Raw genomic sequence first — 25,586 nt, forward strand, 5'->3', positions numbered from 1 at the left:
GCTATCACTGATGGAAGGGGCACCGACCTTGGTCGGTGCCCTTCTTCTTCGTCACGAAGTTGGGGCGGATGGAGAGATCGGGCTCGTCGTAGAGGCGATGGAACGTCGGAGTGAGAGAACTGGACATCGGCGGGTTCACCCAGGACCAGTCCGTCGGGCACTTACGTCCCGCCTTCTCTTCGCGTGCGATGTGGTCGATGAATTGTTTTGCGACAGTGTGGTGGTCGACCATGATGACGCCGGCTTTGCGATAGCTGTGAATAACTGCGCGGTTCAATTCGACCAGCGCACGGTCTTTCCACAGTGTTCGATCGGTGCTGGTGTCGAGCTCCAGATGCGCCGCCACGGTGGGAAGCATGTTGTAGCGATCGGTGTCGCTGAAGTTGCGAGCACCCACTTCGGTACTGACGTACCAACCGCTGAACGGAGTGCACGGGTAGACGATTCCGCCGATATCGAGATTCATGTCCGAGACTGCCGGGACTGCGTGCCACTTAAGTCCCAGGTCAGCGAACCACGGGTAGTCGGGATGCTCGATGGGTACCTCGAGAACGAGGTCGGCAGGTACGTCGAAGTACTGGAGTGGTTCGTCTGGAACCGAAATGAGCAGGGGGAGAACGTCGAACGGGGTACCGGCGCCCTTCCAGCCCATCGACGTGACTTGTTCTGTCAGATCGACGTGCCACGGGTCGCCCAGAATTGTGCCGTCCGGTTGCCGGTAGCCGGCGTAGCGGATCAGTTGCGGGCTGAGGATGCGGTACTCCTGTCCGTCTTCACGCGGGAGTGGTCCGACAGTGACGACGGACTGGAGTGCGCCGCCGTTGGTCGACAGACGTAGGTGCTCCCAGCAGGCCTCGGCCAGTGCGGATGCGGTGACGGCATCGCGGGCGTCGATAAGTTTGAGAGTGCGCCAATGCGCGCGTCCGACACAGCGTGCGTGGTTGCGCCACGCGAGTTTGGCTCCCACCAGAAGTTCTTCGGCGGAATGCGTGTATGTTCCGGTTTTGTGTAGTTCACGCAGCGCTTCGTGCCGCCTCGATGTCGGCAGGTGGCTCAGTTCCGGGGAGTCGAAGAACTCCACGCACTCGAGTTCGCGGCGTTGAAGATCGGTGGGCACCGGCGGACCTGAAACGAGCGGAGTTGAAGGTGCGCTACCTGCTGGCAACGCATCCGGTCGAACAAAATCCACGGCACGACTCCTGTTTGGCTGGTTCGGATTTCGCTGGACATTAGCTCAGCTGTCGAGCGTGTCGAAACCCTTGCTTATTTTGCACCCCCGAGTGAAAAAGGGACGGTCGTACCGAAAAAATGGGCGTGACGTGTGACATATACGGCCAAACATTTACGAGTGGGACATTTGTGACATAAGCTCCCCTCGGTAAGTTTGCGGCGGGTCTGCCGCGAGACATCGGGACCAGGACAAGCAACGGGGATAAGCGTGGATTCGCAAGCAATTTCTCTGGTCCGGTCGAGCTTCAAGTCCATCGTCGCCGAAGAAGGTGGCCCGGAGCGGCTTGCCCGGACCTTCTATTCGCTGCTGTTTGCGCGGTCACCCCAGACGCGCGAGTTCTTTCCGGCTGCGATGGACGTGCAACGTGACCGTCTGTTCACGGCGATAGCGTACGTCGTCGAACGCCTTGACGAGACCGGCGAAATTCTCGAATACCTCGCGCAATTGGGCCGCGATCATCGCAAATACGGTGTAACGGACGAGCATTACCAAGCCGTCGGCAATTCGATGATCGAAGCGTTCGAATTGTTCGGCGGCGCCGAGATGTGGACCGACGAGGTCGACAGCGCCTGGCGCAACGCCTTGGCCGTCATTTCCGCAGCCATGATGGATGCGGCAAACGCACAAGACGGACCGCCCGCGTGGAGCGCCACCGTGATCGAGACGCGCACCGCGATCAAAGGAGTCGCGATCGTGCGAGTCCAACTCGATCAGCCCATGGACTACCGGCCCGGTCAATACGTCAGCGTGCAGGTTGCCGCGCGGCCCCGGATGTGGCGATACCTCTCCCCGGCCAATCCGCCGGACGGTTCGGGAATCATCGAGTTCCACATCCGGCAGGTAACTGGCGGCTGGGTCAGTCCCGCGATGGTCACCCAGACCACCGTCGGAGACATCTGGGTGATCGGCTCACCGATCGGCGCCCTCGGAATTCCGGAGAACACCAAGGACCTCCTGATGATCGCGTCGGGAACCGGCGTTGCGCCGCTGCGCGCGCAGATACTGGAACTGATCCGCCGCGGCAACACACGCAAGGTTCACCTGTTCTACTCCGGTGCGCATCCGTGCGATCTGTACGACCTCCCACATCTGTGGGCCCTCGCCGAGCGGCATCCGTGGCTCACCGTCGTCCCGGTCTCGGAAGACGACACCAACCCGTGGTGGCACACCGAGACCGAACCGCTGTCGCCGATCGGGATGTCGAAGCGCCTGACCGGCAAGGTCGGCAAGGTTGTCACCTCGTTCGGAGACTGGGCGGGATACGACATCCAGCTCGTCGGTAACGAATCCGTCGTGAACAGCACCAAATTCCGGCTCCGGGCCGTCGGCATCGACGCCGCGACAGTCCGGAGTGACCCGACGTACTGACCGTCAGTACGGGTCGGAGCTGATGACCTCGGCCGGAGTTCCCGTCGCGATCAGACGATCTCGCGTCGAACGCACCATGGCAGCCGACCCGCACACCAACACCTGATGCTCGGTGAAAGCCCCGTACGACGAGACGACGTCGGCAAGCGTCCCCTCAACCAAATGGTCCTCGCCGAAACCGATGTCGACGCCGAGTCTTTCGGCCCAGCCGTCGGGTGGGCCGGCGTCCGTGAGATCTTCGACGACGGGAATCGGTTGCAGCCACGGCAGTTCATGGGCGAGTATCCACAGCATGTCCGCCGCGTACAGGTCGCGGAGCGTGCGACCGCCGAAAAACAGGTAGACCAGAGGCGGATTCGGTGACTGGGCCAGATCGAGGATGATCGACCGCATCGGCGCCAAACCGGTTCCGCCCGCGATCATGATGACGGGCGGACCGTTTTCGTCGACGGCAAGGGAGCCGCGCGGATCGATGATCGTCCACGTGTCGCCGGGTTGAGTGTCTTTGACTATCGCACCACTGACCCAACCGCCGGGAACGGTCTTGACGTGGAACTCGAGCTTCCCGTCCTGTGACGGTGGCAGTGCGGGGGACAACCGGCGAAGTAAGCGGGGATTCTGCGGAACGCTCACATCCACGTACTGACCGGGTCGGAACGGCACGACGTCGCCGACCAGGCGGACCACGGCCAGATCCTCACGCAAACGGTGATGTTCGACGACGGTGCTGGTCCAGGATCGTGAAGTCATGATTGTCTCCTGAAAGTCAGTAGAGCGGGTCGTGCAGGATCTGGTCGAGTGGAGTGCCGCCGGCCCGCAACGCGTAGATCGTGGTCTTGATCATCGACGGCGACCCCGAAATCTGGATCTGACGGTCCGCCCACGAACCGAACCGAGCGACGACCCGACCGATGGGGCCGGTCAGTCGCGAATGCATACCGAACGGCGGCTCGAGTGCCGGTCCACTGTGCCACCACGGATTCTCGGCTTCCTCGGACACCGGTACGACGGTCAGCCACGGGTTGCTGAGCGAAATGTGCCACAGGGTTTCGAGATCGTAAAGATCACACGGGTAGCGCCCGCCGACAAATAGATGAACACGTGGATTCGTCGCTCGCTGAGACATTTCCATCACCTGAGCGCGCAACGGCGCGATCCCGGTGCCCGAGCCGATCATGAGAACGTCGCGGTCGTCCGTGAAGTCCACCTCGAGGCCGCCGAGGGGAGTGGACATGACCCACTGATCGCCGATAGCGGTCTCGCTGACGATTGCCGGGCTCACCCAGCCGCCGGAGACCTTGCGGACGTGGAACTCGAGTTGGCCGAAAGGGTTGGTCGGGATCGCGGGGGAGTAGTACCGCCACATCCGGGGCCGTTGGGGAACCTGCACCCCGACGTACTGACCGGCGCCGTACGGAATGGGCGGGTCGGTTTCGAGGCGCACGATCGCAAGATCGTCGAGCACCCGTTCGTGGCTGACAACGGTTCCGCCCCACAGCGCCGGGGTTGTATCGGACTCGGCGCCTTCCGCCATGGTGCTCACGACGAACTCGGCGAATTCGGACCACGCGTCGTCGAGTTCCGGTGTCCACTTGTATCGGCTGTGAGCGCTGGTTCCGTGCATCGACTTCACGGCACGCCTCAAAGCAACTCCAGCGGCCCGGTAGTGCTCGCGTTCGACACCGTAGCGACGGTGGTCGCGGCCGAGTTGATTCAGGAACTTCCGGATCCGGCGCTGCTGCGGCAGATTTTTCACGACAAATTCGATCGCGGTGACAAACCTGTGGCCTTGAGACTCCATGCCGGCCGGGAACAATGAACGGTACAGAGGATGTTCGGCAAAGAGGGCGGTATAGAACAGGGCCGAAAAGTGGGCGCGAGAAGCGACGTCGTCTGCCAGAGCGTCGAGGCTGGATTGCAGGCGGGCTATCACCGTCGGATCCAAACGACACCCCTTTCGCAACAGCAGCAACACTCGCCCCAATTCTAGTACGGCTGGGAAAGTGGGAATCGAACTGGCCAAAACAAACTTGAGCGGAATAGACTCAAGTTTGTCCGCGTTGAGCATATTGACACGGCCGCACCACCACCCGGAGCGGCCCACAACTTCGACTTCGACGCGCTTGTGGCGACCGGAGCCCGGCCAGAAAGGTGACAAGTGGACTCGTTCACACCAACAACCAAGACCCAGGCTGCGATGACGGCTGCACTGCAGTCGGCGTCGTCGGCGGGTAACCCCGACATTCGACCGGCACACCTGCTGGTCGCACTCCTCGACCAAACCGACGGCATCGCCGGCCCGCTGCTCAAAGCAGTAGGCGTCGATCCCACCGTCGTGCATCGCGAAGCTCAGAATCTGGTGGATCGCCTGCCGAAAACCACCGGCGCCAGCTCCACACCACAACTCGGGCGTGAAGCACTCGCGGCGCTGACCTCCGCGCAGCACCTCGCCACCGAGATGGACGACGAGTACGTCTCCACCGAGCACGTGCTGTACGGACTTGCCGACGGTGATTCCGACATCGCGACCCTGCTGAAGAATCACGGTGCGACACCCATCGCGCTACGTGAGGCATTCACCACAGTTCGCGGCAGCGCGCGCGTTACCAGCCCGGAGCCGGAAGGCACCTACCAAGCGCTGGAAAAGTACTCCACCGACCTCACCGAAGCCGCACGCAGCGGCAAGCTCGACCCGGTGATCGGCCGCGACACGGAGATTCGACGCGTGGTGCAGGTGCTTTCGCGTCGTACCAAGAACAACCCCGTACTCATCGGTGAGCCCGGCGTCGGTAAGACCGCGATCGTGGAGGGCCTGGCCCAACGCATCGTCGCGGGCGACGTCCCGGAATCGCTGCGCGGAAAGACCGTCATCTCCCTGGACCTCGGGTCCATGGTGGCCGGTGCCAAGTATCGCGGTGAATTCGAGGAACGCCTCAAGGCAGTTCTCGACGACATCAAGAACAGCGCCGGACAGGTCATCACCTTCATCGACGAGCTGCACACCATCGTCGGCGCCGGAGCCACCGGCGAATCCGCGATGGACGCAGGCAACATGATCAAGCCGATGCTCGCCCGCGGTGAGCTGCGGCTGGTCGGTGCCACCACGCTCGAGGAATACCGCAAGTACATCGAGAAGGACGCCGCACTCGAGCGTCGCTTCCAACAGGTACTTGTCGGTGAGCCCTCGGTCGAGGACACCGTCGGCATCCTGCGCGGCCTCAAGGAGCGCTACGAAGTGCACCACGGCGTGCGCATCACCGACTCCGCGCTGGTAGCAGCCGCTTCGCTGTCGGACCGCTACATCACATCGCGGTTCCTGCCGGACAAGGCCATCGACCTCGTCGACGAAGCAGCATCGCGTCTGCGCATGGAGATCGACTCGCGTCCCGTCGAGATCGACGAGGTGGAACGCACAGTCCGCCGACTCGAAATCGAGGAAGTGGCACTCGAGAAGGAAACCGACGACGCCTCGAAGGCGCGGCTCGAAAAACTGCGTCAGGAACTTGCCGACGACCGCGAAAAGCTCAGCCAGCTCAGCACTCGCTGGCAGAACGAGAAGCAGGCCATCGACTCGGTGCGCGTGCTCAAGGAACAGCTCGAATCCCTGCGAGGAGAGTCCGAACGCGCTGAGCGTGACGGCGATCTGGGCAAAGCAGCCGAGCTGCGCTACGGACGCATCCCCGCATTGGAGAAGGAACTCGAAGCCGCAGCAGAGGCTTCCGGCGCCGCCTCCGACGGCGACGTGATGCTCAAGGAAGAGGTCGGGCCCGACGACGTCGCAGACGTGGTCGCAGCCTGGACAGGTATTCCGGCCGGTCGCATGATGGAAGGCGAAACCGAGAAGCTGCTCCGCATGGAGTCCGAACTCGGCAAGCGCGTCGTCGGACAGACCGACGCCGTCGTCGCCGTCTCGGATGCGGTTCGCCGCGCCCGAGCAGGCGTTGCCGATCCCAATCGGCCCACCGGTTCGTTCCTGTTCCTGGGCCCGACCGGCGTCGGTAAGACGGAGCTCGCCAAAGCCTTGGCGGACTTCCTCTTCGACGACGAGCGCGCGATGATCCGCATCGACATGAGCGAATACGGTGAGAAGCACTCGGTGGCCCGACTCGTCGGTGCCCCTCCGGGATACGTCGGTTACGAAGCCGGCGGCCAGCTCACCGAAGCAGTTCGGCGACGCCCGTACTCGGTGGTCCTCTTCGACGAGGTCGAGAAGGCACACCCCGACGTGTTCGACGTACTGCTCGCAGTGCTCGACGAAGGCCGACTCACCGACGGTCAAGGCCGCACGGTGGACTTCCGCAACACCATCCTGATCCTGACCTCCAACCTGGGATCCGGTGGAACGAGGGAGCAGGTCATGGACGCGGTACGCCACGCGTTCAAGCCCGAGTTCATCAACCGTCTCGACGACGTGGTCATCTTCGACTCGCTCTCCGAAGAGCAGTTGGAGCACATCGTGGACATCCAGCTCGAGCAGCTGCAGAAGCGTCTCGCGGCGCGTCGACTCACCCTCGAGGTGAACGGTGCCGCCCGGATGTGGCTCGCGGTGCGCGGTTACGACCCGCTGTACGGCGCTCGACCACTGCGTCGACTCGTCCAGCAGTCGATCGGCGACCAGCTCGCCAAGCTGCTCCTGGCCGGCAAGGTCCAGGACGGCGACACTGTACACGTCGGTGTCAGCGAGGACGCGGACCAGTTGGTTCTGTCCTAATCGGTTCTGTCCTGATTCGGTAAGCGGAATGCCCCGTCGATCCACACGGATCGGCGGGGCATTCGCGTTTTCTCTACCCTGGATTTGTCTACGCTGGACGGCTGGATCCTCGTACGGCAGATCTAGCCCGCACCCGTACATCCGACATGAAGGTGGCCAGGAATGACTGATCAGAACGATCCGCGTAAGTCGGACCAGCCGACCGAGCATTTCGAGATACCCCAGCAGTACCAAAACCAGGGGCAACAGCAGTACCCAGGTCAACAGCAGTACCCCTACGGTGGAGGGCCCGACCAGAACACCGAGTACTTGGGCCAGCCGAACCAGCAGGGCCAGCCGAACCAGCAGGGCCAGCCGAACCCGACGCAGGCGTTTCCGCCCTACAACCCTCAGTTCGATCCGCAGGCCCCGCCACCCGGCGCGACGCAGGCGTACCCGACATATAACGCGCAGCAGTACGGGCAGACACCGCAGTACGGGCAAACCCAGCAGTATCCGGTTGCGGGTGCGGGCGGCGGCGGGGTGCCGCCGGAACAACCGTTCCTGGACAGTCGGTCGCCGGATGGTGTGCCGCCGGATGGTGGGAAGCGCCGCAAGCTCGGGACCTGGATCGCGGCCGGAGTTGTCGGCATCCTGGTTGCCGTGATCGCGATCATCGGTATTTCACTGTTCGGTTCCTCGGGTGAATCGGGAACGCAAACGGCATTCGCTCCGCCCACCAGCACTGTTGCACCGACGACGCCAAAACCCACGACCACCGCACCCGCGCCGTCGCCCACGTCGTCGCCGCTCGACAAACTGCCCGGAGGTCTCGGTGATGTCATCGGCCAGGCCGGCGGAGCTGTCGGCACAGTCGTGTCCAACGACGGCGGCACCCTGGTCATCAACTCGATCGGTGGATCTCAGACCACCATTCTCACCACACCCGAGACGACGTTGATCGCGTTCAATCGCTCGTCTGTTGCCGACCTTCAACCAGGTGACAACATCGTCGTCGACGGCACCGCCGTGGAGAACGGAACGATGACCGCAAAGACCATTCTCGATACGTCGTTGCCGTCGTTCGGCAACTGAACCGGACTGAGGTCGCGTGGGACACACCGGAGGATTCGTCAGGGTGTTGCGGGAGGTTGTCGACGGAAGTCGCTAGGCTGGCAGTGATGACTGGAATGTGGTTCGGACTCGCAGTAGTGGCACTCGCAGGCGCGGGTGCGCTTCTGTACGTCGATAGAACAAGGCGTGATCAATCCGGCCGCGTACGTCAGATTTGGGCAAAAGCGCAGGGCTACACGTACACCGGTGCTGACGATCAGCTTGCCGGCGAGTGGCACCGCGCAGCGATGGCCAAGCAGGACTATCTGACCGCCACCGACGTCGTGCGCGGTACGAGGCGGGGTGAGCAGTTCGTTCTCTTCGACCTCGAGGAAACCGCAACCATCGTGGCGGTTCGACGCGAAATCGGGTCTGACGTCGACATTGACCTGCGGCTCAAATCGACGGCACCGCCCAAGGACGGCGACCTCAACCTGCTGGGCGCAATCGGCCCGCGCGTCGTGTTTGCCACCGACCTCGAAATCGCTCGACGGGTCTGTGACCAGCGCATGGTCGCGTTCACCGAATCAGTTCCGCCGGCAATCAGCATGCTGTGGAGTGAGGGTCGCTGGACTCTCGGCTCCCTTCCGGTCTCGAGCACCGGCCGCGATTGGGATGCTGCCATCGAAGCTGTCGCGCGGTTGTCCGGCATCCTGCACGTACTCCCTCCCGTCACGGATCCGCGTGAACTCGAAGTCGATCACGACCCGAGCCGCCCTCGCCCCCGCGGCGAAGGCGCTGATGCACCCCTGAACCGGGAAGCGCCCCCGAACCGGGAAGCGCCCCCGAACCGCGAGGCACCGCAGGCCGTTCGTAGCGCACAACAGGCCCCTCGTGAGGTTCCCGAATCTCAGCGCCGTGAGGCGCCCGAATTGCCTCGTCGCACTGCCCCGGATGTACCCCGTCGCGAGACTCCGGACGCGCCTCGCCGTGAGTTTCCCGCCCCGCCGACCACGCCGAAACCGAATTCCGGCACTCAGCGCTCGGGAACCGTACGCCCCGTCGATTGAGCCGCGTGTAAGCCTCACGTTTCGAGGCTCGACCCACTAGCGTGGCCGGTATGTCGTCATCGAACTCGGATCGCCCTGCGCGTCCTGTAGCCCTGGTCACCGGCCCTACCTCAGGTCTGGGTGCCGGGTTTGCCAAGAAATATGCGTCGATCGGCTACGACCTGGTGCTTGTTGCACGGGACGAAGTGAGATTGCGTGATCTTGCCTCCGAACTGTCAGCGATGTTCGGCACCGAATCCGAAATTCTGGTGTCCGACCTCGCTACGGAAGCCGGCCGTGACGCGGTCGCCGACCGGTTGACCCGCGGCGTAGACGTTCTGGTCAACAACGCCGGGTTCGGTACGTCCGGTGAATTCTGGACGGCTGATCCGGCTCTTCTGCAAGCTCAACTCGACGTCAATGTCACTGCCGTCATGCGCCTGACCCGTGCGGCGTTGCCCAGCATGATCGCGTCGGCAAACGGAACTATTGTCAACGTCGCCAGTGTCGCGGGGCTGTTGTCCGGGCGTGGTTCGACGTATTCGGCCAGCAAGGCGTACGTGATTTCGTTCACCGAAGGATTGTCCGGCGGGCTGGCCGGAACCGGAGTTCGAGTTCAAGCACTGTGCCCGGGATTCATCCGGACGGAGTTCCACGAGAGAGCTGGAATCGAGATGTCGTCGATTCCGAAGCCGATGTGGTTGAGCGTCGATCAGGTGGTTGCGACGTCGATGAAGGATCTCGGCGACAACAAGGTCATCAGCATTCCCGGCATTCAGTACAAGATCCTCACCACTGCCGGACGTCTGGTGCCGAAGGGTCTGGTTCGTAAGATGACCAACCTTGTGGGACGCGGCCGGGGTCGTACGTAAACAGGTCGCACGGAGATTATTGCCTCGGCGCTGCGATCGGTAGGCTGAGCACTCATGAGCGATCGTGAAGATTTGGCTGCGCTGGTGCGCGAACTGGCAGTTGTGCACGGAAAGGTGACGTTGTCCTCGGGCAAGGAAGCCGACTACTACGTGGATCTTCGCCGCGCGACGCTTCACCACAAGGCAGGACCGTTGATCGGTTCACTGCTGCGTGAACTCGTTTCGGACTGGGATTTCGACGCTGTTGGCGGTTTGACGATGGGCGCAGACCCGGTGGCGATGGCAGTGATGCACGCTCCCGGCCGTCCGATCGACGCGTTTGTCGTCCGTAAGGCTGCCAAGGCTCACGGAATGCAGCGTCAGATCGAGGGCCCCGATGTGGTTGGCAAGCGTGTTCTGGTTGTCGAGGACACCACGACGACGGGCAACTCTCCGCTCACCGCGGTGAAGGCTCTTCGTGATGCGGGCGCCATCGTGGTCGGTGTGGCGACAGTGGTGGATCGCGCGACCGGCGCCGACGCCGTTATCGGTGCAGAGGGTGTGGAGTACCGCTCGCTTCTGGGCTTGGACGATCTCAACTTGAGCTGACGCCCGGTGAGCCTTCTCCGGTAGTTCGCGCTATCGGACAAGGCTCATAGGGCCGAAGGCCTTGCCGATGTGATCATCGATCGCAGCTCGGCCAATCCCACGGTCAGGCGTTCGATCTGCTCGGGTTCGAGGTCGGCAAAATGCGGAATCAGTGCATCGGCGATGGCGTGTCGGCCGTCAGCTAGGGTCTTTCGTCCCACGTCGGTCATTGCGACCAGCACGGCGCGGGCATCGTCCGGATCCGGACGCCGCTCGACCAATCCGCGCTCGCCGAGAGTGCGCATCACAGCGGTTGCCGACGGCTGTGAGCAGTGATCGATTCTGGCGAAGTCACTGATTCGCATTTCGCCGTATTCCTCGAGTAATGCCAGTGCGCGGAGCCAGGTCCGGGGGTAGCGGTCGGCAGCAAGTGACGTCGCCATTTTGGTGAAGCGATGGGTATTGCTCACCAAGTCGACCAGTAGGTCGTGCAATCTCTGTTCCTGATCGGGCACGATCGAATCCTTTCATAAGGTAATGACTGTGTAAACGAGTCTTTGGCAACACATGGTTCAAGGGAGATGGGCCTCGACGGTCGATCTGACGAGATCTTCGATGGCAAGTTCTGGGGCCACGAGATCCAGGCTGCGGTTTGCGGCCAAAACCGCAATTCCGTGCGTCCCCGTCCAGATCTTCAGTGCGGTCGCGTACGGATCCGGGGCCTGGTCTGCTTCGGTCAGAGTTCGTAGAGCCTCGAAGAGCGGGAGCGACGTTGCGCGGAGGTCGGCTCCGGCGTCCTCGAGTACGTCGTGGTGGAACATCAGCTCGAACATCGCCGGCCGCTCCTGTGCAAAGGTGACGTATTCGATTGCGGCAGAGATCAATCGAGCTCTCGCCGGCGTGGGCGCGCCGAGCATCGGTGCGAGTCGCGCGCTCAAGTCCTGCAGACCTCGTGAGGCGATCGCCGCAAGTAGGCTGTTGTGTGTCGGGAAGTAGCGTCTGGGCGCTCCATGTGACACGCCTGCTCGACGGGTTATCTCTCGCAACGTCAGGGCGGCGGGGCCGTCGGTGTCGAGAATACCGACGCCGGTGTCGACCAGGGTGTCGCGGAGTGTGGTGGCAGACATGGAAGTCAGTGTCTACCATCTAGGAAAGTAGACAGTGTCTACTCTCACTGATCGGGGTGCTTGCGTGCTGTATCGACTGTTCAAATACGTCCTGATAGGGCCAATTCTGTGGGTCTTCGGGCGCCCCACGATCGAGGGGCACCGCAACATTCCCAGGACGGGACCGGTGATACTTGCCGGCAATCATCGGGCTGTTGTCGACTCGTTCTTCCTGGTTCTGAAGGTTCGACGACGGATCACGTTTGTTGCAAAGAGCGAGTACTTCACAGGTTCCGGCATCAAGGGCGCGTTGCAGCGCTGGTTCTTCGGCGGCGCCGGTCAAGTTCCCATCGACCGCAGTGGTGCCGACGCCTCACGTGCGGCACTGGACACTGCCGTCGGAATCCTCGAACGGGGTGGAGTGTGGGCGATCTACCCCGAGGGGACACGATCGCCGGACGGCCGCCTGCACAAAGGTAAAACGGGGGTGATCCGGGTTGCGTTGGAAACGGGTGTCCCCGTCATTCCGGTTGTTGTTCACGGCGGCGACGCAGTGAATCCGCCAGGCACCAAGATGTGGCGATTCAGCAAGGTGCACGTCAGTGTGGGCGAGCCGATCGATTTCTCCCGCTACCGAGAACTGCGGAGCCATCAGGCTGTTGTCCGCGCTGCAACCGACGAGTTGATGGCGGCACTGTGCGAGCAGTCCGGGCAGGAATACGTCGATCTGTACGGAGCTGACGTCAAATCTCGTGATTCACGCTGAATTACCCAGTACGGTCGTCTTGGACGCGTAACCAACAGCGCGCAACCAACAGGAGGACTGGGCATGGCAGGCAAGTGGGGCATCGAGCACGCGGTTTTTGCGGCGGCAACGGCGGCAACGGTGGCTGGGGCGGTGCTCGGTAATGAGCGTGTTCAACAGATTGCCAAGCCGTTGATTGCGCCGTCGCTTGCGGTCAGGGTGCTGCGTAAGCGATCCGAGACGGATACCGCTGATACCGCGCTGCTCCTGGCCGGTCTTGCTGCGGCAACGATCGGTGACGTGTTCATGATCGACCCGGACAACGATGCTCGCCTGGTGAAGGGGGCATCTTCGTTTGCCGTCATGCAGTCGAGCTACTCGGCGCTGCTGTTGCGTCGTGGTGCCCGGCCGACGAGGGCTGCGCTCAAGCCTCGCATAAGCGGGTGGTCCACGGCTTCCGGGTTGCTGCGCGCCAAAGCTCCTGAGGTGTCGACGCCATTGACCGCGTACGGATTGCTGCTGGGAACTACCTCGACGTTGTCGGCGGATCCGGCTTTGGTGCCGGGGGCCAAGACCGTGCTGGACGTGGTGGTACCGGGCCAGGAACGGCGATCATGGCTGGGTGTGGGCGGCGTGCTGTTCACCGCGTCCGATGGTTTGATTGTGGTGCGACGCTTGCTCATTCGGGGCAAGGCCGGCCGCGCGGCCGCTGAAGGCGTGATTCTCGCGTCGTATGCGGCGGCCCAGTTGATGCTTGTCGAGGGAATGCTTGCGCTCGGTCGCAAAAATGCCTGAGCGGAGCATCTTCATCACCGGGGCGGCGTCGGGAATCGGCCGTGAGGCCGCGTTGTTGTTTGCGCGCAAGGGTTATCGGGTTGGCGCCTATGACATCGACGTGTCCGGGCTGACGACTCTGGCCACCGAGATCAACGGGTTCGGGGGTGCGGCGGTGACCGGCGCACTCGACGTGACGGACCCGGAGCAGTGGTCGAAACAGTTGGCTGATTTTGTCGGTGCGTCGGGCCGACTCGACATCCTGGTCAACAACGCCGGGGTTCTGTCGTCGGGGAAGTTCGAGAGCATTTCCCTTGCTGCGCATCGTCGTATGGTCGATATCAACGTCACCGGCGTTCTCAACGGAACGCATACGGCGTTTTCGTATCTGCGCGACACATCAGGTGCTCAGGTCGTGAATATGTGTTCGGCCTCGGCCATTTACGGACAACCCGAACTGGCGACGTACGGGGCCACGAAGTTCGCGGTCCGGGGGTTGACGGAGGCCCTCGACCTCGAGTGGGCCGAACATGACATTCGAGTGATTGCTCTGTGGCCCCTCTTCGTTCAGACCGCCATGGTCACCGGGATGGACACCGGTTCGACGCGATCGCTCGGAATCAAGCTCACTGCAACGGAAGTCGCGCAGGAACTCTGGGATGCGACGCGCGGCGCCGGCCGCATGCCCAAGGTTCACTATCCGGTGGGAGTGCAAGCGAAAGCGCTTCTCGCTGCGTCGCGGTTCTCACCGGCGTGGTTGTCGAGGTTGACGAACAAACGTTTAACCGGAACGTAATCGAATTCGCGATATAGTTCGACATCGTTCGTGGGCGGGGTTGAGGGCAGAATACATGGGTGGAGGTAGTCGCGGTGGTACGTGTTCGAATGGGATTGCTTTGTCTGAGTGTGGGTTCGGCGATATTGCTCACCGGTTGTGGTGGTGACGCGCAGTCCGCGCCGACGCCGACTGCGCAACCCACGGCGGCAGTCGCGACCACGACCCAGGTGACCACGACGGTTCCGGTACCCGTCACCACCACCTCAGAGGTCCCGCCCACAACTGTGCCGCCGACGACCACATTGACGGACGTGCACTTCGAGCGCAACGAGTCCTACTACTTCACCACTCCGGACGGGAACTTCCAGTGCGGCATCATCAGACTGCCCACCCGCATCGAAGCAGGGTGTGAGGGGACGACAACTCCGGTACCGCCACGTCCGGAAAGTTGCATGGTGAACTGGGGCAACGGAATTCGTGTTCAAGATGAGGGTGAAGGTGCCTTTATGTGCTCGGGCGGCCCGGTATACATGTCCGGCGGACCGGAAGCGGATCCGGTGCTTCCTCCCGGAACGCCACTGTCTAAGCTGGGCTTCACATGTACTACCACGGCGACGGATGTCTCGTGTGTCAACGAGCAGACCACACACGGATTCACCGTGGCTGCTGATTCCAACGAGGTGTTCTGATGTCCGACGTGAGCGTAGACCCGGCCGACGAGGTCGGTCCGACAGAATGGGGCGAAAACCCCAACGGTGTCGGCCCGTGGGCGGAGTTTCACGGGACGGACATCCCCACCGACGAGCGTTACGATCCGGTGCTTCTGGCTGAGGGTGACCGTCGAAACGTGTTGGACGAGTACAGGTACTGGACTCGCGAGGCAATTGTCGATGACATCGACTCGCGGCGTCATCCGATGCACGTGGCCATCGAGAATTTTGCTCACGACGCCAACATCGGCACCGTGGTGCGCACGGCCAACGCATTTGCCGCAGCGGCGGTGCACATCGTGGGTCGACGGCGCTGGAACCGACGCGGCGCGATGGTCACCGATCGGTACCAGCACATCGTGCACCACGCCGACATCGGTGAGTTGGTCGAGTACGCGCGTGAGAATTCGCTCACTATTGTCGCCGTCGACAACACTCCCGGATCGGTACCGCTCGAAACCGCGAGCCTGCCGAGAGACTGCATTCTGCTGTTCGGCCAGGAAGGTCCCGGCGTGACGGAACTTGCGAAAGAGGTTGCGTCCATGACGGTATCGATTGCGCAATTCGGCTCCACTCGCAGTATCAACGCCGGTGTCGCGGCAGGTATCGCGATGCATGCCTGGGTGCGCGAGCACGCGGATCTCCGTAACTCCCGCTGACCTTGTCGGAGCCTGTTAGCTGAGTAGGCGCTAGCGCCGCGGGCTCCGAGGGGACAGGATATGTCTTATGCAGCAAGTGTGGGCGGAACGCGCAGATGCGGCCGAAGGGGCCATTGTCAGTCGGCATCTACGCCGGTTGTGGGGAATGCCGAGAACAGCGTTGGGCGTCGTGGCGTGGCCGGCGGTGCGCCGCGAGCGCATGTTCCGCCCGTGGCATTACTGGTGGCAAGCGCATCTGCTCGACACCGCCGTCGACGCGCTCGAACGTGACCCGACGCCCAAGCGTCGTCGCCGGATTGCCAAGGTTGCCCGCAGCGTTCGGGTCCGAAACGTCAGGGCATGGACCAACAGCTACTACGACGACATGGCGTGGCTGGGATTGTCGCTCGAACGCGCCCAGCGACTGTTTGCCCTGGACCATCGGAGCGCAGTACAAGCGCTAGAATCTCAACTCTTCGACTCGTGGTCGCCGGAGGACGGTGGCGGAATTCCCTGGTGCAAGGGCTCCGATTTCTACAACACCCCCGCCAACGGTCCAGCCGGGATCATGCTCGCTCGGACCGGCAAGCTGTGGCGAGCTCAGGCGCACGCCGACTGGATCGAGGAGACTCTGCGTGATCCCGAGTCCGGCCTGATCTTCGACGGTGTCCGCCGCGACGGCACACTCGAGCGCGCCGTCTACTCGTATTGCCAAGGTGTAACTCTGGGCCTCGAGACGGAGCTGGCGACGCGGTTGGGTGAACCTCGGCACCGCGAGCGGGTTCATGCTCTGGTGAACGCGGTGTACGACGGTTTGACCGATCACGGCGTCATCATCGGGGGCGGCGGGGGTGACGGTGGCCTGTTCAATGCGATCCTGGCGCGGTACCTGGCGTTTGTCGTGGTCAATCTGACTTGGGAGAGCAACGAGGATATTCGGGCGAAGGAGATTGCCGCGCAGATCGTGCTGGCGTCGGCGGAAGCCGCGTGGAAGAACCGCCTCGAGGTAGAGGGGTTACCGCTTTTCGGTCACGACTGGACCCGCGACGCCACTCTGCCGAGGCTTTCCGGCGAGCTGGCGACATTCACGGGAGGCACGGTGCGCTCGTCGAGTGTCCCGGAGCGTGACCTGTCTGTGCAGGTGGGCGGTTGGATGCTGATGGAGGCGGCCTACGTCGTATCAGCGGCAGGGTATCCGCGCGCACGCCAATAGATAACGATAATGGTTATCATTAGTGGATGAATCGGTTACCGGTAACTGTGCTGTCCGGATTTCTCGGCGCGGGCAAGACCACTCTGCTCAATCACATCCTCGCTAACCGCGGGGGTCGACGCGTCGCGGTCATCGTCAACGACATGAGCGAGATCAACATCGACGCGGCCCTCGTCGCAGGTCAAGGGCACTTCGACCGCGCCGAGGAGAAGTTGGTCGAGCTGACCAACGGGTGTATCTGCTGCACGCTGCGCGAGGATCTGATCGACGCTGTCGGGGCGTTGGCTCGCGAGGGAAAATTCGATCAGTTGGTGATCGAATCGACCGGGATCTCGGAGCCGATGCCCGTTGCCGCCACCTTCGACTGGGAGTTCGAGGACGGATTCAGTCTCGGCTCGTTGGCGAAGCTCGACACGATGGTGACGGTAGTTGACGCCTCCACTTTCCTGAGCGAACTTGCCAAGGGGGACCGACTCGACGAGCGAAACCTCGAAGCCGGGGAGGGCGACGGGCGCAGTATTTCCGACCTCCTCGTAGATCAGGTGGAGTTCGCCGACGTCATTCTGCTCAACAAGACCGACCTGGTCAGTGACCGGGCAGCGGGCACAGTCGAGGCAACTCTGCGTCGGCTGAACCCGAGCGCCCAGGTGATCCGGATGGACCACGGAGAAGTTGATCTCGCTCGGGTGCTGGAAACCGGCCTCTACAACCCGGAACTGGCTGCGCAGGTTCCCGGTTGGGACGAGGAACTGGCCGGCGGCCACACCCCCGAAACCGAGGAATACGGAATCCGAAGTGTCACGTACCGAGCGTCGCGGCCGTTTCATCCACTGAGACTCGAGCAGGCGCTCGATCAATTCACCGGACTGTTGCGCAGTAAAGGATTCTGCTGGATCGCCAGTCGGCCCGAGTACGCCGCTATCTGGTCGCAGGCCGGCCCCAACCTTGTCATCGAACCCGCGCAATTGTGGGCGTCTGCTGACGAGGAGCCAAGTCAGGAAATCGTGTTCATCGGTGTGAAACTCGACCTTGCGGAGCCTGCCCGGATCCTCGATCCAGCGCTCCTGACCGACGACGAACTGCGGGCGGGACCAAGGACCTGGATCGATTACGAAGACCGGCTACCGACGTGGGAATCATGACGTGGGAATGATGGCGTGGGAGTGACGCCGCTGGAACGAATCATGTCTCAGTCGAGAACTTCTTCGACCTCGACGTCCTCGGCGGGGCGTGCCATTTCCTTGCGGTACTGCCAGATACCGAGACCGGTGCCGACGACAAGGCTGACGGTCATCACGATCAGGACGCCGGGGAGAAGCCACGGCACGCGATCGAGGAACGAGCCGCCGTAGAAGCCGATCAGCAGCAGCACCGGCGCCCAGATGATCGCGCCGATGGTGCTGGCCACCGTGTACCGCGTGTGGTTCATCTTGGCTGCGCCGGCGACCATGGGGCACAAGGTGCGTACCCAGGGGATCCACCGGGCGATCAGGACAGCCCAGAAGCCGTGTTTCTCCAACAGGATGTTGACTCGGTGCAGGTTCTTCTCGGTGAAGTACTTGCCACCTTTTCGGGCCTTGATGTGATTGCCCGTCCGGTGGCCGATGACGTACCCGACTTGATTACCGGCAATGGCGGCGATCATGGCACCCACCGAGAGAGCCCACACGTGTCCGGCACCGGATTCGTGGCCGGCCAGCACAATTCCGGCGGTGATGAGCAGAGAATCGCCGGGAAGGAACAACCCCAGAATGATCGCGCATTCGATGAACACGAATGTCACGACGATGATCCACACCAGCGCAGGACCGGCGGTTTCGAGAGGACCGAAACTGCCGGACGCGATTGCCATGGTCGTCAGTTTCTCGCCTCGGTTCTGGTGATCAGCGAGTCGGTTCCTCGGTCACGGATTCCGAATTGTCCGTAGTTGAAGTATTCGCCGTCTCGCCGCGTCGTGACGCGAGAAGACGCTTACCGATTTCGAAAACGATCGGCAGGACCGACACCAGGACGATCAAGATGAAGATGTAGTCGACATTGTCGCGGATGAATTCGATCTGGCCCAGGAGGTAGCCGAGCATCGTGACGCCGGCACCCCACAGAATGCCGCCGACGATGTTGTAGGTCAGGAACAGTGAGTACTTCATTTTCGAAGCGCCGGCGACAACCGGAGCGAAGGTACGCACGATCGGTACGAAGCGGGCCAGGATGATGGTGATCGGGCCGTGCTTTTCGAAGAACGCATGTGACTCGTCGATGTACTTCTTCTTGAAGAACTTCGCGTCGTCGTTCTTGAACAGCGCGGTTCCACCCTTGATGCCGATGTAGAAGCCGACCTGGTCACCCAGGATCGCGGCAATCGGAATGGTCACCAACAGCACCCACAACGGTGCGAACGGTTCGATCTCGGTTGACTTGGACGCCGCGATCAACCCTGCGGTGAAGAGGAGGGAATCGCCAGGCAGAAGGGGAAACAGTAGGCCGGATTCGATGAAGACCACCAGAAGCAATCCCACCAGAACCCACGTTCCGAAGGAGTTCAAGAGGTTCACGGGATCGAGGAAGCCGGGCAGCAAGGCCAGGTTCGTCACGGATTCAGTTGCTGCCTGCACATTCACGGAGGCCAGACTACCGGCAGCATCTGAGTGTTTCCCACCGCTGCAGGTCACCGCGTCGTCCACGTCACGGCGAGACCGCAAAGAGACGTGGCGACCACGACTTGCCATACTGCTAGGACCACACGAAGCGCTTTTACATCGTCGAGCGCTCCGAACGACACGTAAATGGAGGACTCCCGCCGTGCCTATCGCAACTCCCGAGGTCTATGCCGAGATGCTTGGTCGGGCCAAGGAGCATTCCTTTGCCTTCCCCGCCATCAACTGTGTCGGCTCCGAATCCATCAACGCAGCCATCAAGGGCTTTGCGGACGCCGGCAGTGACGGCATCATCCAGTTCTCGACCGGCGGTGCCGAGTTCGGTTCCGGTCTGGGCGTCAAGGACATGGTTACCGGTGCTGTTGCACTCGCCGAGTTCGCTCACGTGATCGCCGCCAAGTACGACGTCACTATCGCGCTGCACACCGACCACTGCCCGAAGGACAAGCTGGACACGTTTGTGCGCCCGCTGCTCGCCATCTCGCAGGAACGTGTCAACGCCGGCCGTAACCCGCTGTTCCAGTCCCACATGTGGGACGGTTCCGCTGTCCCGATCGACGAGAACCTGGCGATCGCGAAGGAACTGCTTGCACTGTCGAAGGCTGCAAACATCATCCTCGAGGTCGAGATCGGTGTTGTCGGCGGCGAAGAAGACGGCGTCGAAGCCGAGATCAACGACAAGCTGTACACCTCGAAGGAAGACTTCGAGAAGACGGTCGACGCTCTGGGCGTCGGCGAGCAGGGTAAGTACCTCCTCGCGGCCACCTTCGGCAACGTGCACGGTGTGTACAAGCCGGGCAACGTCAAGCTCAAGCCCGAGGTTCTCGACGAGGGTCAGCGCGTTGCCGCAGCGAAGCTCGGTCTCGCGGCCGGTTCACAGCCGTTCGACTTCGTGTTCCACGGTGGATCGGGCTCGCTGAAGTCCGAGATCGAGGATTCGCTGAACTTCGGCGTCGTCAAGATGAATGTCGACACCGACACGCAGTACGCGTTCTCCCGTCCGATCGCCGGACACTTCTTCACCAACTACGACGGCGTCCTCAAGGTCGACGGCGAGGTCGGAAACAAGAAGGCCTACGACCCGCGTAGCTACCTCAAGAAGGCCGAAGCAGGCATGACTGCTCGCGTCATCGAGGCATGCAACGACCTGAAGTCGGCCGGCCGCTCGGTGTCCGGAAGCTAAGCAGCACGCTCGAAAACTGGGCGCGCCCACGAAGCCGACGACTTCGTGGGCGCGCCCAGCTTGTTTGACCGTTCGAGTGTTTAACCGGTCTGACTCGGGTCGCACACCTTCCAGGTTCCGTCTTGACGTTCCAGATCGAAGGTTCGCCACGAGCGTTCCCCGGTGGCCGGGATGCTCGCCTCGACCTGGGCGATAGCCGTGTCGTCGGTAATTCGGACGGCGTCGACGGCGCTGACCTGGGGAATCGTCTTCTGCGTTACCGCATTCTCGTGGACCTGGGCGAAGGCATCGTCCGGGACGGACTGGTAGTAGTCGGCGAGAGAACCGCACGTAGCGGTGCGCAGAGCGGCAATGTCGCCGGATGCGAGAGCGTCGACGTACGTGTTGATCGCCGTTTGGACTTGAGCTTCGGGGGAGTTGCTCCCGCTGCTGCCCTCGGACGAGACGTACAGTGCGACACCGATTACCGCCACGATGGCGACAGCGGCTGCTCCGGCAGCGATGTACCAACCCTTGCCGCCGCGCTTGGTCGGCTCCGGCTCCACCGGCTCGATTCGAGTGGGAAGTGGCTGATGCGCCGGAATTCCCGCGGCCACTCCGACGCGTTGCGGTGCGGCCCGGACCGGCTGCGGCGGCGTGGGCTGCGGCGGCGTGGGCTGCGGCGTCTTGGGAATGGCCACCGTTGCGGGCTCAGGCGCCGGCTGTGCCTTGGGCATCGCGACGGTAGCGGGTTCGGTCGGCGTCGAGCTTTCCGGCGTTCTCTTTGTCGAGTTGTCGTCGTTCGAGTCCGGCACCGGTCATCCTTCGGTCTGGGGCAATTGGCGTCCTCAGCGTAACGATCGGTCGAATCCGGCCGTAACGGCGACCACGGGTGAGGCGCCCGGGTGCCCACGGACGGGAGCGGGCACAATAAGCCCATGACCCAATTCGGTGACCTGCTCGGACCCAAGCCCACTTTGCTTCCCGGCGATGACGACGCGGAATCAGCCCTGCTCAACCATGCTGATCCGGCTCAGGTTGCGGCCGATCATCCCACTGCTTCCATCGCGTGGGCCTATCTGGCCGAGGCCGCATTCGAGAGTGGTGCGACCATCACCGCGTACGCCTACGCGCGTACCGGCTACCACCGTGGACTCGATCAGCTTCGTCGCAATGGTTGGAAGGGCTTCGGGCCCGTCCCGTACAGCCATGAGCCCAATCGCGGTTTCCTCCGTTGTGTAGCGGTGCTGGCCAAGGCCGCGCAGTCGATCGGTGAGGCAGACGAGTACGCCCGCTGCCTGGATCTGCTCGAGGATTGCGACCCCAACGCTGCCGAAGCGCTTGGCCTCGGTTAGCAGTTTCCGTCCAAGCGCGTCGAGCATCAAGGACCGCGCTCGTAAGTCGGTGCGCCGGCTGAGGACGTCGGCGCTGCCGATTCTTCAGTGCGCACTGGCTGCCGGATTGGCGTGGTGGGTTGCCACCACGGTGATCGGGCATCATTCGCCCTTCTTCGCGCCTATTGCCGCTGTCGTGTCGCTCGGCTTGTCGTTGGGCGCTCGCCTGCGCCGGTCGTTCGAGTTGGTGGCCGGTGTGACGGTCGGCATCGGTATCGGCGATCTGATCATCTCCGGTATCGGCAGCGGCCCGTGGCAGATCTGCCTCGTGGTGGTGCTGGCGATGTCGGTGGCTGTGCTGTTGAACAGTGGCCCCATCTTCTCGATGCAGGCGGGAAACTCTGCTGTGCTGGTGGCGACGTTGATCCCGCCAGGGGGCACCGGCGGGATCGACCGCATGATCGACGCATTGGTCGGCGGTTTGGTGGGCATCGCGGTGGTTGCGATCATCCCCACCCATCCCGTGCGACGCGCTCGCAAGGATGCGGCGGCGATTCTCACGACGTCGTCGGAGGTATTGGCGTTGGTGGCCGACGGATTGCGGGCCAACGATCCCGAGCCGATCGTAAAGGCTCTGCGTAAGGCCCGCGCGACGCAGTCGGCGATCGACGGATTGCGCAGCAATCTCAAAGGTGGGCAGGAGATCAGCCGGATCTCGCCGCTGTACTGGAACACCCGCCCGCGGCTCGAGCGGCTCATGGCGACGGCCGATCCGATCGACAATGCGATGCGCAACATTCGGGTTCTGTCGCGGCGTTCCCTGACGTTGGTCCGGGACGACGAAATTCTCGATCCGCGTCTGGTGACGCAGGTGGAGAAATTGTCGAAGGCTGTCGAGGTCTTGCGGGAAATGATCCTCGCGGAACCGGGGGAGCAGCCCGATCAGGCTGAGGCCGCTCGGGTGCTGCGTTCGGTCGCGAAGGAACTGAAGCCGGCAATTGTCGAGACCGCCGGTCTGTCGGCGACAGTGGTGTTCGCGCAGATCCGATCGTTGGTTGTCGACCTTCTTCAGGTGGCGGGGATGAAGCGTATTTCGGCAATCGCCACGTTGCCGCCAACTGTGGAGAATCCCGCGTACCAGCCCGAACACTGACGTGCGTGCCACTCACTGAGCATCCCATTGTATATATGCGAATGTATGCATATGATCGGGAGAACTAAGGAGGTAAGCGGTCACATGGGGTCAGGGCACGGTCATTCTCACGGTCATTCGGCGGCAGATTCGGTCGGAGTAGGTCCGAGTCCGACGCGCATCCGGAAGATGGTGATCGCACTCGCGATCCTGGTTGCCTTCCTCGTTCTCGAGGCGACCGTCGGTTTGCTCATCGGCTCACTTGCTCTACTCGCCGACGCCGGCCACATGCTCACCGATGTAGTCGGAATGGCTATGGGGTTGACAGCACTTCTGCTTGCGAAGAAGGGGAGTACCACCGCTGCACGGACTTTCGGCTGGCATCGCGCCGAAGTTCTCACGGCAATGGCCAACGCCGCGATGCTCTTGGCCGTCGCGGCGTGGGTGATGTACGAGGCCATCGGCCGCATCGGTGACGAACCCGAGATTCCCGGCGGCGCTCTCATCATCACGGCCGCTGCGGGTCTGCTCGCCAATATCGTGGTCATGCTCATGCTGCGCGGCGACTCCAAGGACAGCCTCGCGGTGCGCGGCGCCTACCTCGAAGTGCTCGCGGATGCTGTTGGCAGCGTTGGTGTTCTGATCGCCGGCGCCGTGGTCCTTCTGTTCGGCTGGACGTGGGCAGACATCGTTGTCGGTGTACTCATCTCGCTGTGGGTGGTGCCTCGCGCACTCAAGTTGGCGGCCGCGTCGCTGCGCATTCTGACGCAGGCGTCGCCGGCCGATGTCGATGTCGAGTCCGTCGAAGCCGATTTGGCTGCGCTCCCCAATGTCAAGGGCGTCCACGATCTGCATATCTGGACCCTGACTACGGGAATGGACGTTGCGACAGTGCATTTGACCAGCGACGCCGATTCTTCGCACGTTCTCGAATCCGCCCGCGCCGTCTTGGAAAGTCACGGGCTTTCACATGCGACGGTGCAGGTGGAGTCCTGCGCCAACGGCGAGCATTGCGAGAAGAACGTCACTTGGTGAAGCGGGTGATCTCCTTGCCCGGCTTCCAGAGATCGACGTACATATGCTCGTCGTCGACGGTCGTGTGCACCACCTCCGTGATGTCGAGGACAAAGAGGTGCAGAGGTTTCGGAACCTCGTAGGTGTAGCTGGCCAGCACAGTCTCGAACTCCTCGCCGGACACCTCGCGGGCGATTCCGGCGATCTTCGCGTCGCCCCCCTCCATCGTGTGCTCGCCGGGATTGCTGTGGAGGGCGTAGCGCCCGTCGCGGATGAGGTCCTTCGCCTTGAGAGCGCCGAACATCGAGCCGAGAACCAGGCGCCCGTCGAGCATTTCCACTTCGGTGCCACTGACCCGCGGTGAGCCATCCTTGCGCAGCGTTGCGAGGACGTGATGCTTGTGGGCTGTGAATCGCGCTTCTACGGCTGTGGCTAGGGCGGGAACTTCTTCGGAGAACTGCTTCCAAGTGACCATGACGGTCATTGTGCACCCCTATTCCTGACAACTTCTGTCAGTGATTCTGGGTAATGTTCGATCCATGAGATCCGCGCGCCTGCTTCAGCTCATGCTGCGCCTGCAGGGCAGTCGAGGCGTCGTCGCCGAGCAGTTGGCCGGTGAGTTCGGGGTGTCGGTACGGACGATCTACCGAGACGTTGCCTCGTTGTCTGCTGCCGGTGTGCCGATCTGGACCGAAAGTGGACCGGGCGGGGGTATTCGCTTGCTCGACGGGTGGCAGTCCAAGCTCTCGGGAATGACGGACGACGAGACTTCGGCGCTGATGTTGCTGGGCGTACCGTCCATCGCGGCCGATCTGGGCCGGACGGATTCCGCGGAAGCGGCGGCGGCAAAACTACTGAGCACGATGCCACCGAGCCTTCAGAAAGGTGCGCGGTTGTGGCAGGACCGCATTCTCGTAGACGTGCCCGGATGGTTCGGCGGCAGCGACGACATCGCGGCGCTGCCTACTCTGGCGTCGGCGGTGCTGGATTCACGCCGACTACGTTTCACCTATCGTGACAAGGAACGGACAGTTGATCCGCTCGGTCTCGTGATCAAGGCCGGGGTCTGGTATCTGGTGGCACACCTGGGCAGTCGAACGCTGTCGTTTCGGGTCGGCCGTATCACCGGCCCCGTGGTGTGTGACGAAGTAGCCGATCGGCCTGTGGATTTCGACTTGGCAGCGTGGTGGGCGGCGTCCATGGCGCAGTTCGACCAGTCGCTGCTGCGCTTCGAATGCCGGATTCGGTTGTCACCCAACGGGTGGCGCCGACTCCCCGACGTGGTGGGAGTCGAGGCGTCGCGGGTGACGCCAGGTCTGCCTGACGACGCCGGGTGGATAGACGTCGAACTGCGATTGGAAAGCTCTGATATCGCGCTTTCCCAGTTGATCGGTCTGGGCGCGGATGTCGAAGTGCTGGAACCGTTGTCGCTGCGCGGCGCGGTGTTCGAGGTTGCGCAGCAGATGGTGCGGCGCCATCAGCGCCGTAGGCGGTGA

At 62.6% G+C, this 25,586-nt stretch carries 27 protein-coding genes; 18 read left to right on the forward strand and 9 right to left on the reverse strand.

Annotated features, from left to right (window positions below; all coding sequences use genetic code 11):
- Positions 1–4 precede the first annotated feature (4 nt).
- Positions 5–1,189: a nitric oxide synthase oxygenase gene (locus ACFRFQ_RS02100; protein ID WP_378652501.1), complete on the reverse strand. Its 1,185-nt coding sequence runs from the start codon at positions 1,187–1,189 to the stop codon at positions 5–7.
- 249 nt (positions 1,190–1,438) lie between these two features.
- Here ACFRFQ_RS02100 and ACFRFQ_RS02105 point away from each other — a divergent pair, with 249 nt between their 5' ends.
- Positions 1,439–2,599 (forward strand): globin domain-containing protein, encoded by a 1,161-nt coding sequence (locus ACFRFQ_RS02105; RefSeq protein ID WP_378652504.1) that lies wholly within the window; start codon positions 1,439–1,441, stop codon positions 2,597–2,599.
- 3 nt (positions 2,600–2,602) lie between these two features.
- Here the strand turns inward: ACFRFQ_RS02105 and ACFRFQ_RS02110 are convergent, their stop codons facing one another.
- Positions 2,603–3,349: an FAD-binding oxidoreductase gene (locus ACFRFQ_RS02110; RefSeq protein WP_378652506.1), complete on the reverse strand. Its 747-nt coding sequence runs from the start codon at positions 3,347–3,349 to the stop codon at positions 2,603–2,605.
- A gap of 16 nt (positions 3,350–3,365) precedes the next feature.
- A complete protein-coding gene (locus ACFRFQ_RS02115; RefSeq protein ID WP_378652509.1) occupies positions 3,366–4,544 on the reverse strand; it encodes an FAD-binding oxidoreductase in 1,179 nt (392 codons plus the stop codon).
- 213 nt (positions 4,545–4,757) lie between these two features.
- Here ACFRFQ_RS02115 and clpB point away from each other — a divergent pair, with 213 nt between their 5' ends.
- From clpB to pyrE, 5 genes are all read left to right on the forward strand, one after another.
- Positions 4,758–7,310 carry an ATP-dependent chaperone ClpB gene (gene clpB, locus ACFRFQ_RS02120; RefSeq protein WP_378652512.1) on the forward strand — a complete coding sequence of 851 codons (2,553 nt, stop codon included), beginning with the start codon at positions 4,758–4,760 and terminating at the stop codon, positions 7,308–7,310.
- Between the two features lie 162 nt (positions 7,311–7,472).
- Positions 7,473–8,384 carry a hypothetical protein gene (locus tag ACFRFQ_RS02125; protein ID WP_378652514.1) on the forward strand — a complete coding sequence of 304 codons (912 nt, stop codon included), beginning with the start codon at positions 7,473–7,475 and terminating at the stop codon, positions 8,382–8,384.
- A gap of 95 nt (positions 8,385–8,479) precedes the next feature.
- Entirely contained in the window at positions 8,480–9,412 is a 933-nt protein-coding gene (locus tag ACFRFQ_RS02130) for a hypothetical protein (protein ID WP_378653496.1), read from the forward strand.
- Between the two features lie 50 nt (positions 9,413–9,462).
- On the forward strand, positions 9,463–10,263 hold the full coding sequence (locus ACFRFQ_RS02135; RefSeq protein WP_378652517.1) for an SDR family NAD(P)-dependent oxidoreductase: 801 nt from the start codon (positions 9,463–9,465) through the stop codon (positions 10,261–10,263).
- Positions 10,264–10,317: 54 nt separating this feature from the next.
- Positions 10,318–10,851, forward strand: a complete 534-nt coding sequence (gene pyrE, locus ACFRFQ_RS02140; RefSeq protein WP_138869974.1) for an orotate phosphoribosyltransferase — start codon at positions 10,318–10,320, stop codon at positions 10,849–10,851.
- Positions 10,852–10,895: 44 nt separating this feature from the next.
- Here the strand turns inward: pyrE and ACFRFQ_RS02145 are convergent, their stop codons facing one another.
- Positions 10,896–11,345 (reverse strand): MarR family winged helix-turn-helix transcriptional regulator, encoded by a 450-nt coding sequence (locus tag ACFRFQ_RS02145; RefSeq protein ID WP_138869973.1) that lies wholly within the window; start codon positions 11,343–11,345, stop codon positions 10,896–10,898.
- A gap of 57 nt (positions 11,346–11,402) precedes the next feature.
- Positions 11,403–11,957, reverse strand: coding sequence for a TetR/AcrR family transcriptional regulator (locus ACFRFQ_RS02150; RefSeq protein ID WP_378652521.1), 555 nt, complete (start codon positions 11,955–11,957; stop codon positions 11,403–11,405).
- 64 nt (positions 11,958–12,021) lie between these two features.
- Here ACFRFQ_RS02150 and ACFRFQ_RS02155 point away from each other — a divergent pair, with 64 nt between their 5' ends.
- The 7 genes from ACFRFQ_RS02155 to ACFRFQ_RS02185 all read left to right on the forward strand — a co-directional run bounded on the left by ACFRFQ_RS02155 (position 12,022) and on the right by ACFRFQ_RS02185 (position 17,936).
- On the forward strand, positions 12,022–12,702 hold the full coding sequence (locus tag ACFRFQ_RS02155; RefSeq protein WP_378653498.1) for a lysophospholipid acyltransferase family protein: 681 nt from the start codon (positions 12,022–12,024) through the stop codon (positions 12,700–12,702).
- 63 nt (positions 12,703–12,765) lie between these two features.
- Positions 12,766–13,476, forward strand: a complete 711-nt coding sequence (locus ACFRFQ_RS02160) for a lysoplasmalogenase family protein (protein ID WP_378652524.1) — start codon at positions 12,766–12,768, stop codon at positions 13,474–13,476.
- Positions 13,469–14,251 (forward strand): SDR family oxidoreductase, encoded by a 783-nt coding sequence (locus tag ACFRFQ_RS02165; RefSeq protein WP_378652527.1) that lies wholly within the window; start codon positions 13,469–13,471, stop codon positions 14,249–14,251. Before ACFRFQ_RS02160 ends, ACFRFQ_RS02165 begins: the two co-directional genes overlap by 8 nt.
- An 89-nt stretch (positions 14,252–14,340) precedes the next feature.
- Positions 14,341–14,922, forward strand: coding sequence for a hypothetical protein (locus tag ACFRFQ_RS02170; protein ID WP_378653501.1), 582 nt, complete (start codon positions 14,341–14,343; stop codon positions 14,920–14,922).
- On the forward strand, positions 14,922–15,602 hold the full coding sequence (locus ACFRFQ_RS02175; RefSeq protein WP_378652530.1) for a TrmH family RNA methyltransferase: 681 nt from the start codon (positions 14,922–14,924) through the stop codon (positions 15,600–15,602). The genes ACFRFQ_RS02170 and ACFRFQ_RS02175 overlap by 1 nt, the downstream gene beginning before the upstream one ends.
- A 67-nt stretch (positions 15,603–15,669) precedes the next feature.
- Entirely contained in the window at positions 15,670–16,794 is a 1,125-nt protein-coding gene (locus tag ACFRFQ_RS02180) for a glycoside hydrolase family 76 protein (RefSeq protein ID WP_378652533.1), read from the forward strand.
- Positions 16,795–16,820: 26 nt separating this feature from the next.
- Entirely contained in the window at positions 16,821–17,936 is a 1,116-nt protein-coding gene (locus ACFRFQ_RS02185; protein ID WP_378652536.1) for a GTP-binding protein, read from the forward strand.
- Between the two features lie 47 nt (positions 17,937–17,983).
- Here ACFRFQ_RS02185 and ACFRFQ_RS02190 read toward each other — a convergent pair whose 3' ends face one another.
- A complete protein-coding gene (locus ACFRFQ_RS02190; protein ID WP_378652539.1) occupies positions 17,984–18,646 on the reverse strand; it encodes a DedA family protein in 663 nt (220 codons plus the stop codon).
- Between the two features lie 31 nt (positions 18,647–18,677).
- Entirely contained in the window at positions 18,678–19,412 is a 735-nt protein-coding gene (locus ACFRFQ_RS02195; protein WP_378652542.1) for a VTT domain-containing protein, read from the reverse strand.
- Between the two features lie 181 nt (positions 19,413–19,593).
- Between ACFRFQ_RS02195 and fbaA the strand changes: the two genes are divergently transcribed.
- Positions 19,594–20,631, forward strand: a complete 1,038-nt coding sequence (gene fbaA, locus ACFRFQ_RS02200; protein WP_378652545.1) for a class II fructose-bisphosphate aldolase — start codon at positions 19,594–19,596, stop codon at positions 20,629–20,631.
- Positions 20,632–20,711: 80 nt separating this feature from the next.
- Here the strand turns inward: fbaA and ACFRFQ_RS02205 are convergent, their stop codons facing one another.
- A complete protein-coding gene (locus ACFRFQ_RS02205) occupies positions 20,712–21,425 on the reverse strand; it encodes a nuclear transport factor 2 family protein (protein ID WP_378652548.1) in 714 nt (237 codons plus the stop codon).
- A 123-nt stretch (positions 21,426–21,548) separates the two neighbouring features.
- Between ACFRFQ_RS02205 and ACFRFQ_RS02210 the strand changes: the two genes are divergently transcribed.
- The 3 genes from ACFRFQ_RS02210 (at position 21,549) to ACFRFQ_RS02220 (ending at position 24,111) form a co-directional block, all read left to right on the forward strand.
- The gene (locus tag ACFRFQ_RS02210) at positions 21,549–21,965 is read left to right on the forward strand and encodes a DUF3151 domain-containing protein (protein WP_138869964.1); all 417 of its coding nucleotides are present in this window, start codon (positions 21,549–21,551) and stop codon (positions 21,963–21,965) included.
- On the forward strand, positions 21,952–23,097 hold the full coding sequence (locus tag ACFRFQ_RS02215) for an aromatic acid exporter family protein (RefSeq protein ID WP_378652551.1): 1,146 nt from the start codon (positions 21,952–21,954) through the stop codon (positions 23,095–23,097). The genes ACFRFQ_RS02210 and ACFRFQ_RS02215 overlap by 14 nt, the downstream gene beginning before the upstream one ends.
- Positions 23,098–23,181: 84 nt before the next feature.
- A complete protein-coding gene (locus ACFRFQ_RS02220) occupies positions 23,182–24,111 on the forward strand; it encodes a cation diffusion facilitator family transporter (RefSeq protein ID WP_378652554.1) in 930 nt (309 codons plus the stop codon).
- On the opposite strand, the gene ACFRFQ_RS02225 is transcribed toward ACFRFQ_RS02220, so the two are convergent.
- Complete coding sequence (locus tag ACFRFQ_RS02225; RefSeq protein ID WP_378652557.1) at positions 24,101–24,565, reverse strand: pyridoxamine 5'-phosphate oxidase family protein; 465 nt, start codon at positions 24,563–24,565, stop codon at positions 24,101–24,103. The genes ACFRFQ_RS02220 and ACFRFQ_RS02225 overlap by 11 nt on opposite strands.
- A gap of 64 nt (positions 24,566–24,629) precedes the next feature.
- Here ACFRFQ_RS02225 and ACFRFQ_RS02230 point away from each other — a divergent pair, with 64 nt between their 5' ends.
- On the forward strand, positions 24,630–25,586 hold the full coding sequence (locus ACFRFQ_RS02230) for a helix-turn-helix transcriptional regulator (protein ID WP_378652559.1): 957 nt from the start codon (positions 24,630–24,632) through the stop codon (positions 25,584–25,586).

The organism is Rhodococcus sp. NPDC056743, assembly GCF_042790355.1.
Classification (GTDB): Bacteria; Actinomycetota; Actinomycetes; order Mycobacteriales; family Mycobacteriaceae; genus Rhodococcus_F.

Bases quoted from the DNA above. Each gene is read 5' to 3' on its own strand.
- ACFRFQ_RS02110 (WP_378652506.1), bottom strand. From the start codon at position 3,349: ATGACTTCACGATCCTGGACCAGCACCGTCGTCGAACATCACCGTTTG.
- ACFRFQ_RS02180 (WP_378652533.1), top strand. From the start codon at position 15,670: ATGCAGCAAGTGTGGGCGGAACGCGCAGATGCGGCCGAAGGGGCCATT.
- ACFRFQ_RS02185 (WP_378652536.1), top strand. From the start codon at position 16,821: ATGAATCGGTTACCGGTAACTGTGCTGTCCGGATTTCTCGGCGCGGGC.
- ACFRFQ_RS02150 (WP_378652521.1), bottom strand. From the start codon at position 11,957: ATGTCTGCCACCACACTCCGCGACACCCTGGTCGACACCGGCGTCGGT.
- ACFRFQ_RS02190 (WP_378652539.1), bottom strand. From the start codon at position 18,646: ATGGCAATCGCGTCCGGCAGTTTCGGTCCTCTCGAAACCGCCGGTCCT.
- ACFRFQ_RS02175 (WP_378652530.1), top strand. From the start codon at position 14,922: ATGTCCGACGTGAGCGTAGACCCGGCCGACGAGGTCGGTCCGACAGAA.
- ACFRFQ_RS02130 (WP_378653496.1), top strand. From the start codon at position 8,480: ATGTGGTTCGGACTCGCAGTAGTGGCACTCGCAGGCGCGGGTGCGCTT.
- ACFRFQ_RS02225 (WP_378652557.1), bottom strand. From the start codon at position 24,565: ATGGTCACTTGGAAGCAGTTCTCCGAAGAAGTTCCCGCCCTAGCCACA.
- ACFRFQ_RS02135 (WP_378652517.1), top strand. From the start codon at position 9,463: ATGTCGTCATCGAACTCGGATCGCCCTGCGCGTCCTGTAGCCCTGGTC.
- ACFRFQ_RS02170 (WP_378653501.1), top strand. From the start codon at position 14,341: ATGGGATTGCTTTGTCTGAGTGTGGGTTCGGCGATATTGCTCACCGGT.
- pyrE (WP_138869974.1), top strand. From the start codon at position 10,318: ATGAGCGATCGTGAAGATTTGGCTGCGCTGGTGCGCGAACTGGCAGTT.
- ACFRFQ_RS02220 (WP_378652554.1), top strand. From the start codon at position 23,182: ATGGGGTCAGGGCACGGTCATTCTCACGGTCATTCGGCGGCAGATTCG.
- ACFRFQ_RS02230 (WP_378652559.1), top strand. From the start codon at position 24,630: ATGAGATCCGCGCGCCTGCTTCAGCTCATGCTGCGCCTGCAGGGCAGT.
- ACFRFQ_RS02160 (WP_378652524.1), top strand. From the start codon at position 12,766: ATGGCAGGCAAGTGGGGCATCGAGCACGCGGTTTTTGCGGCGGCAACG.
- ACFRFQ_RS02210 (WP_138869964.1), top strand. From the start codon at position 21,549: ATGACCCAATTCGGTGACCTGCTCGGACCCAAGCCCACTTTGCTTCCC.
- ACFRFQ_RS02165 (WP_378652527.1), top strand. From the start codon at position 13,469: ATGCCTGAGCGGAGCATCTTCATCACCGGGGCGGCGTCGGGAATCGGC.
- ACFRFQ_RS02125 (WP_378652514.1), top strand. From the start codon at position 7,473: ATGACTGATCAGAACGATCCGCGTAAGTCGGACCAGCCGACCGAGCAT.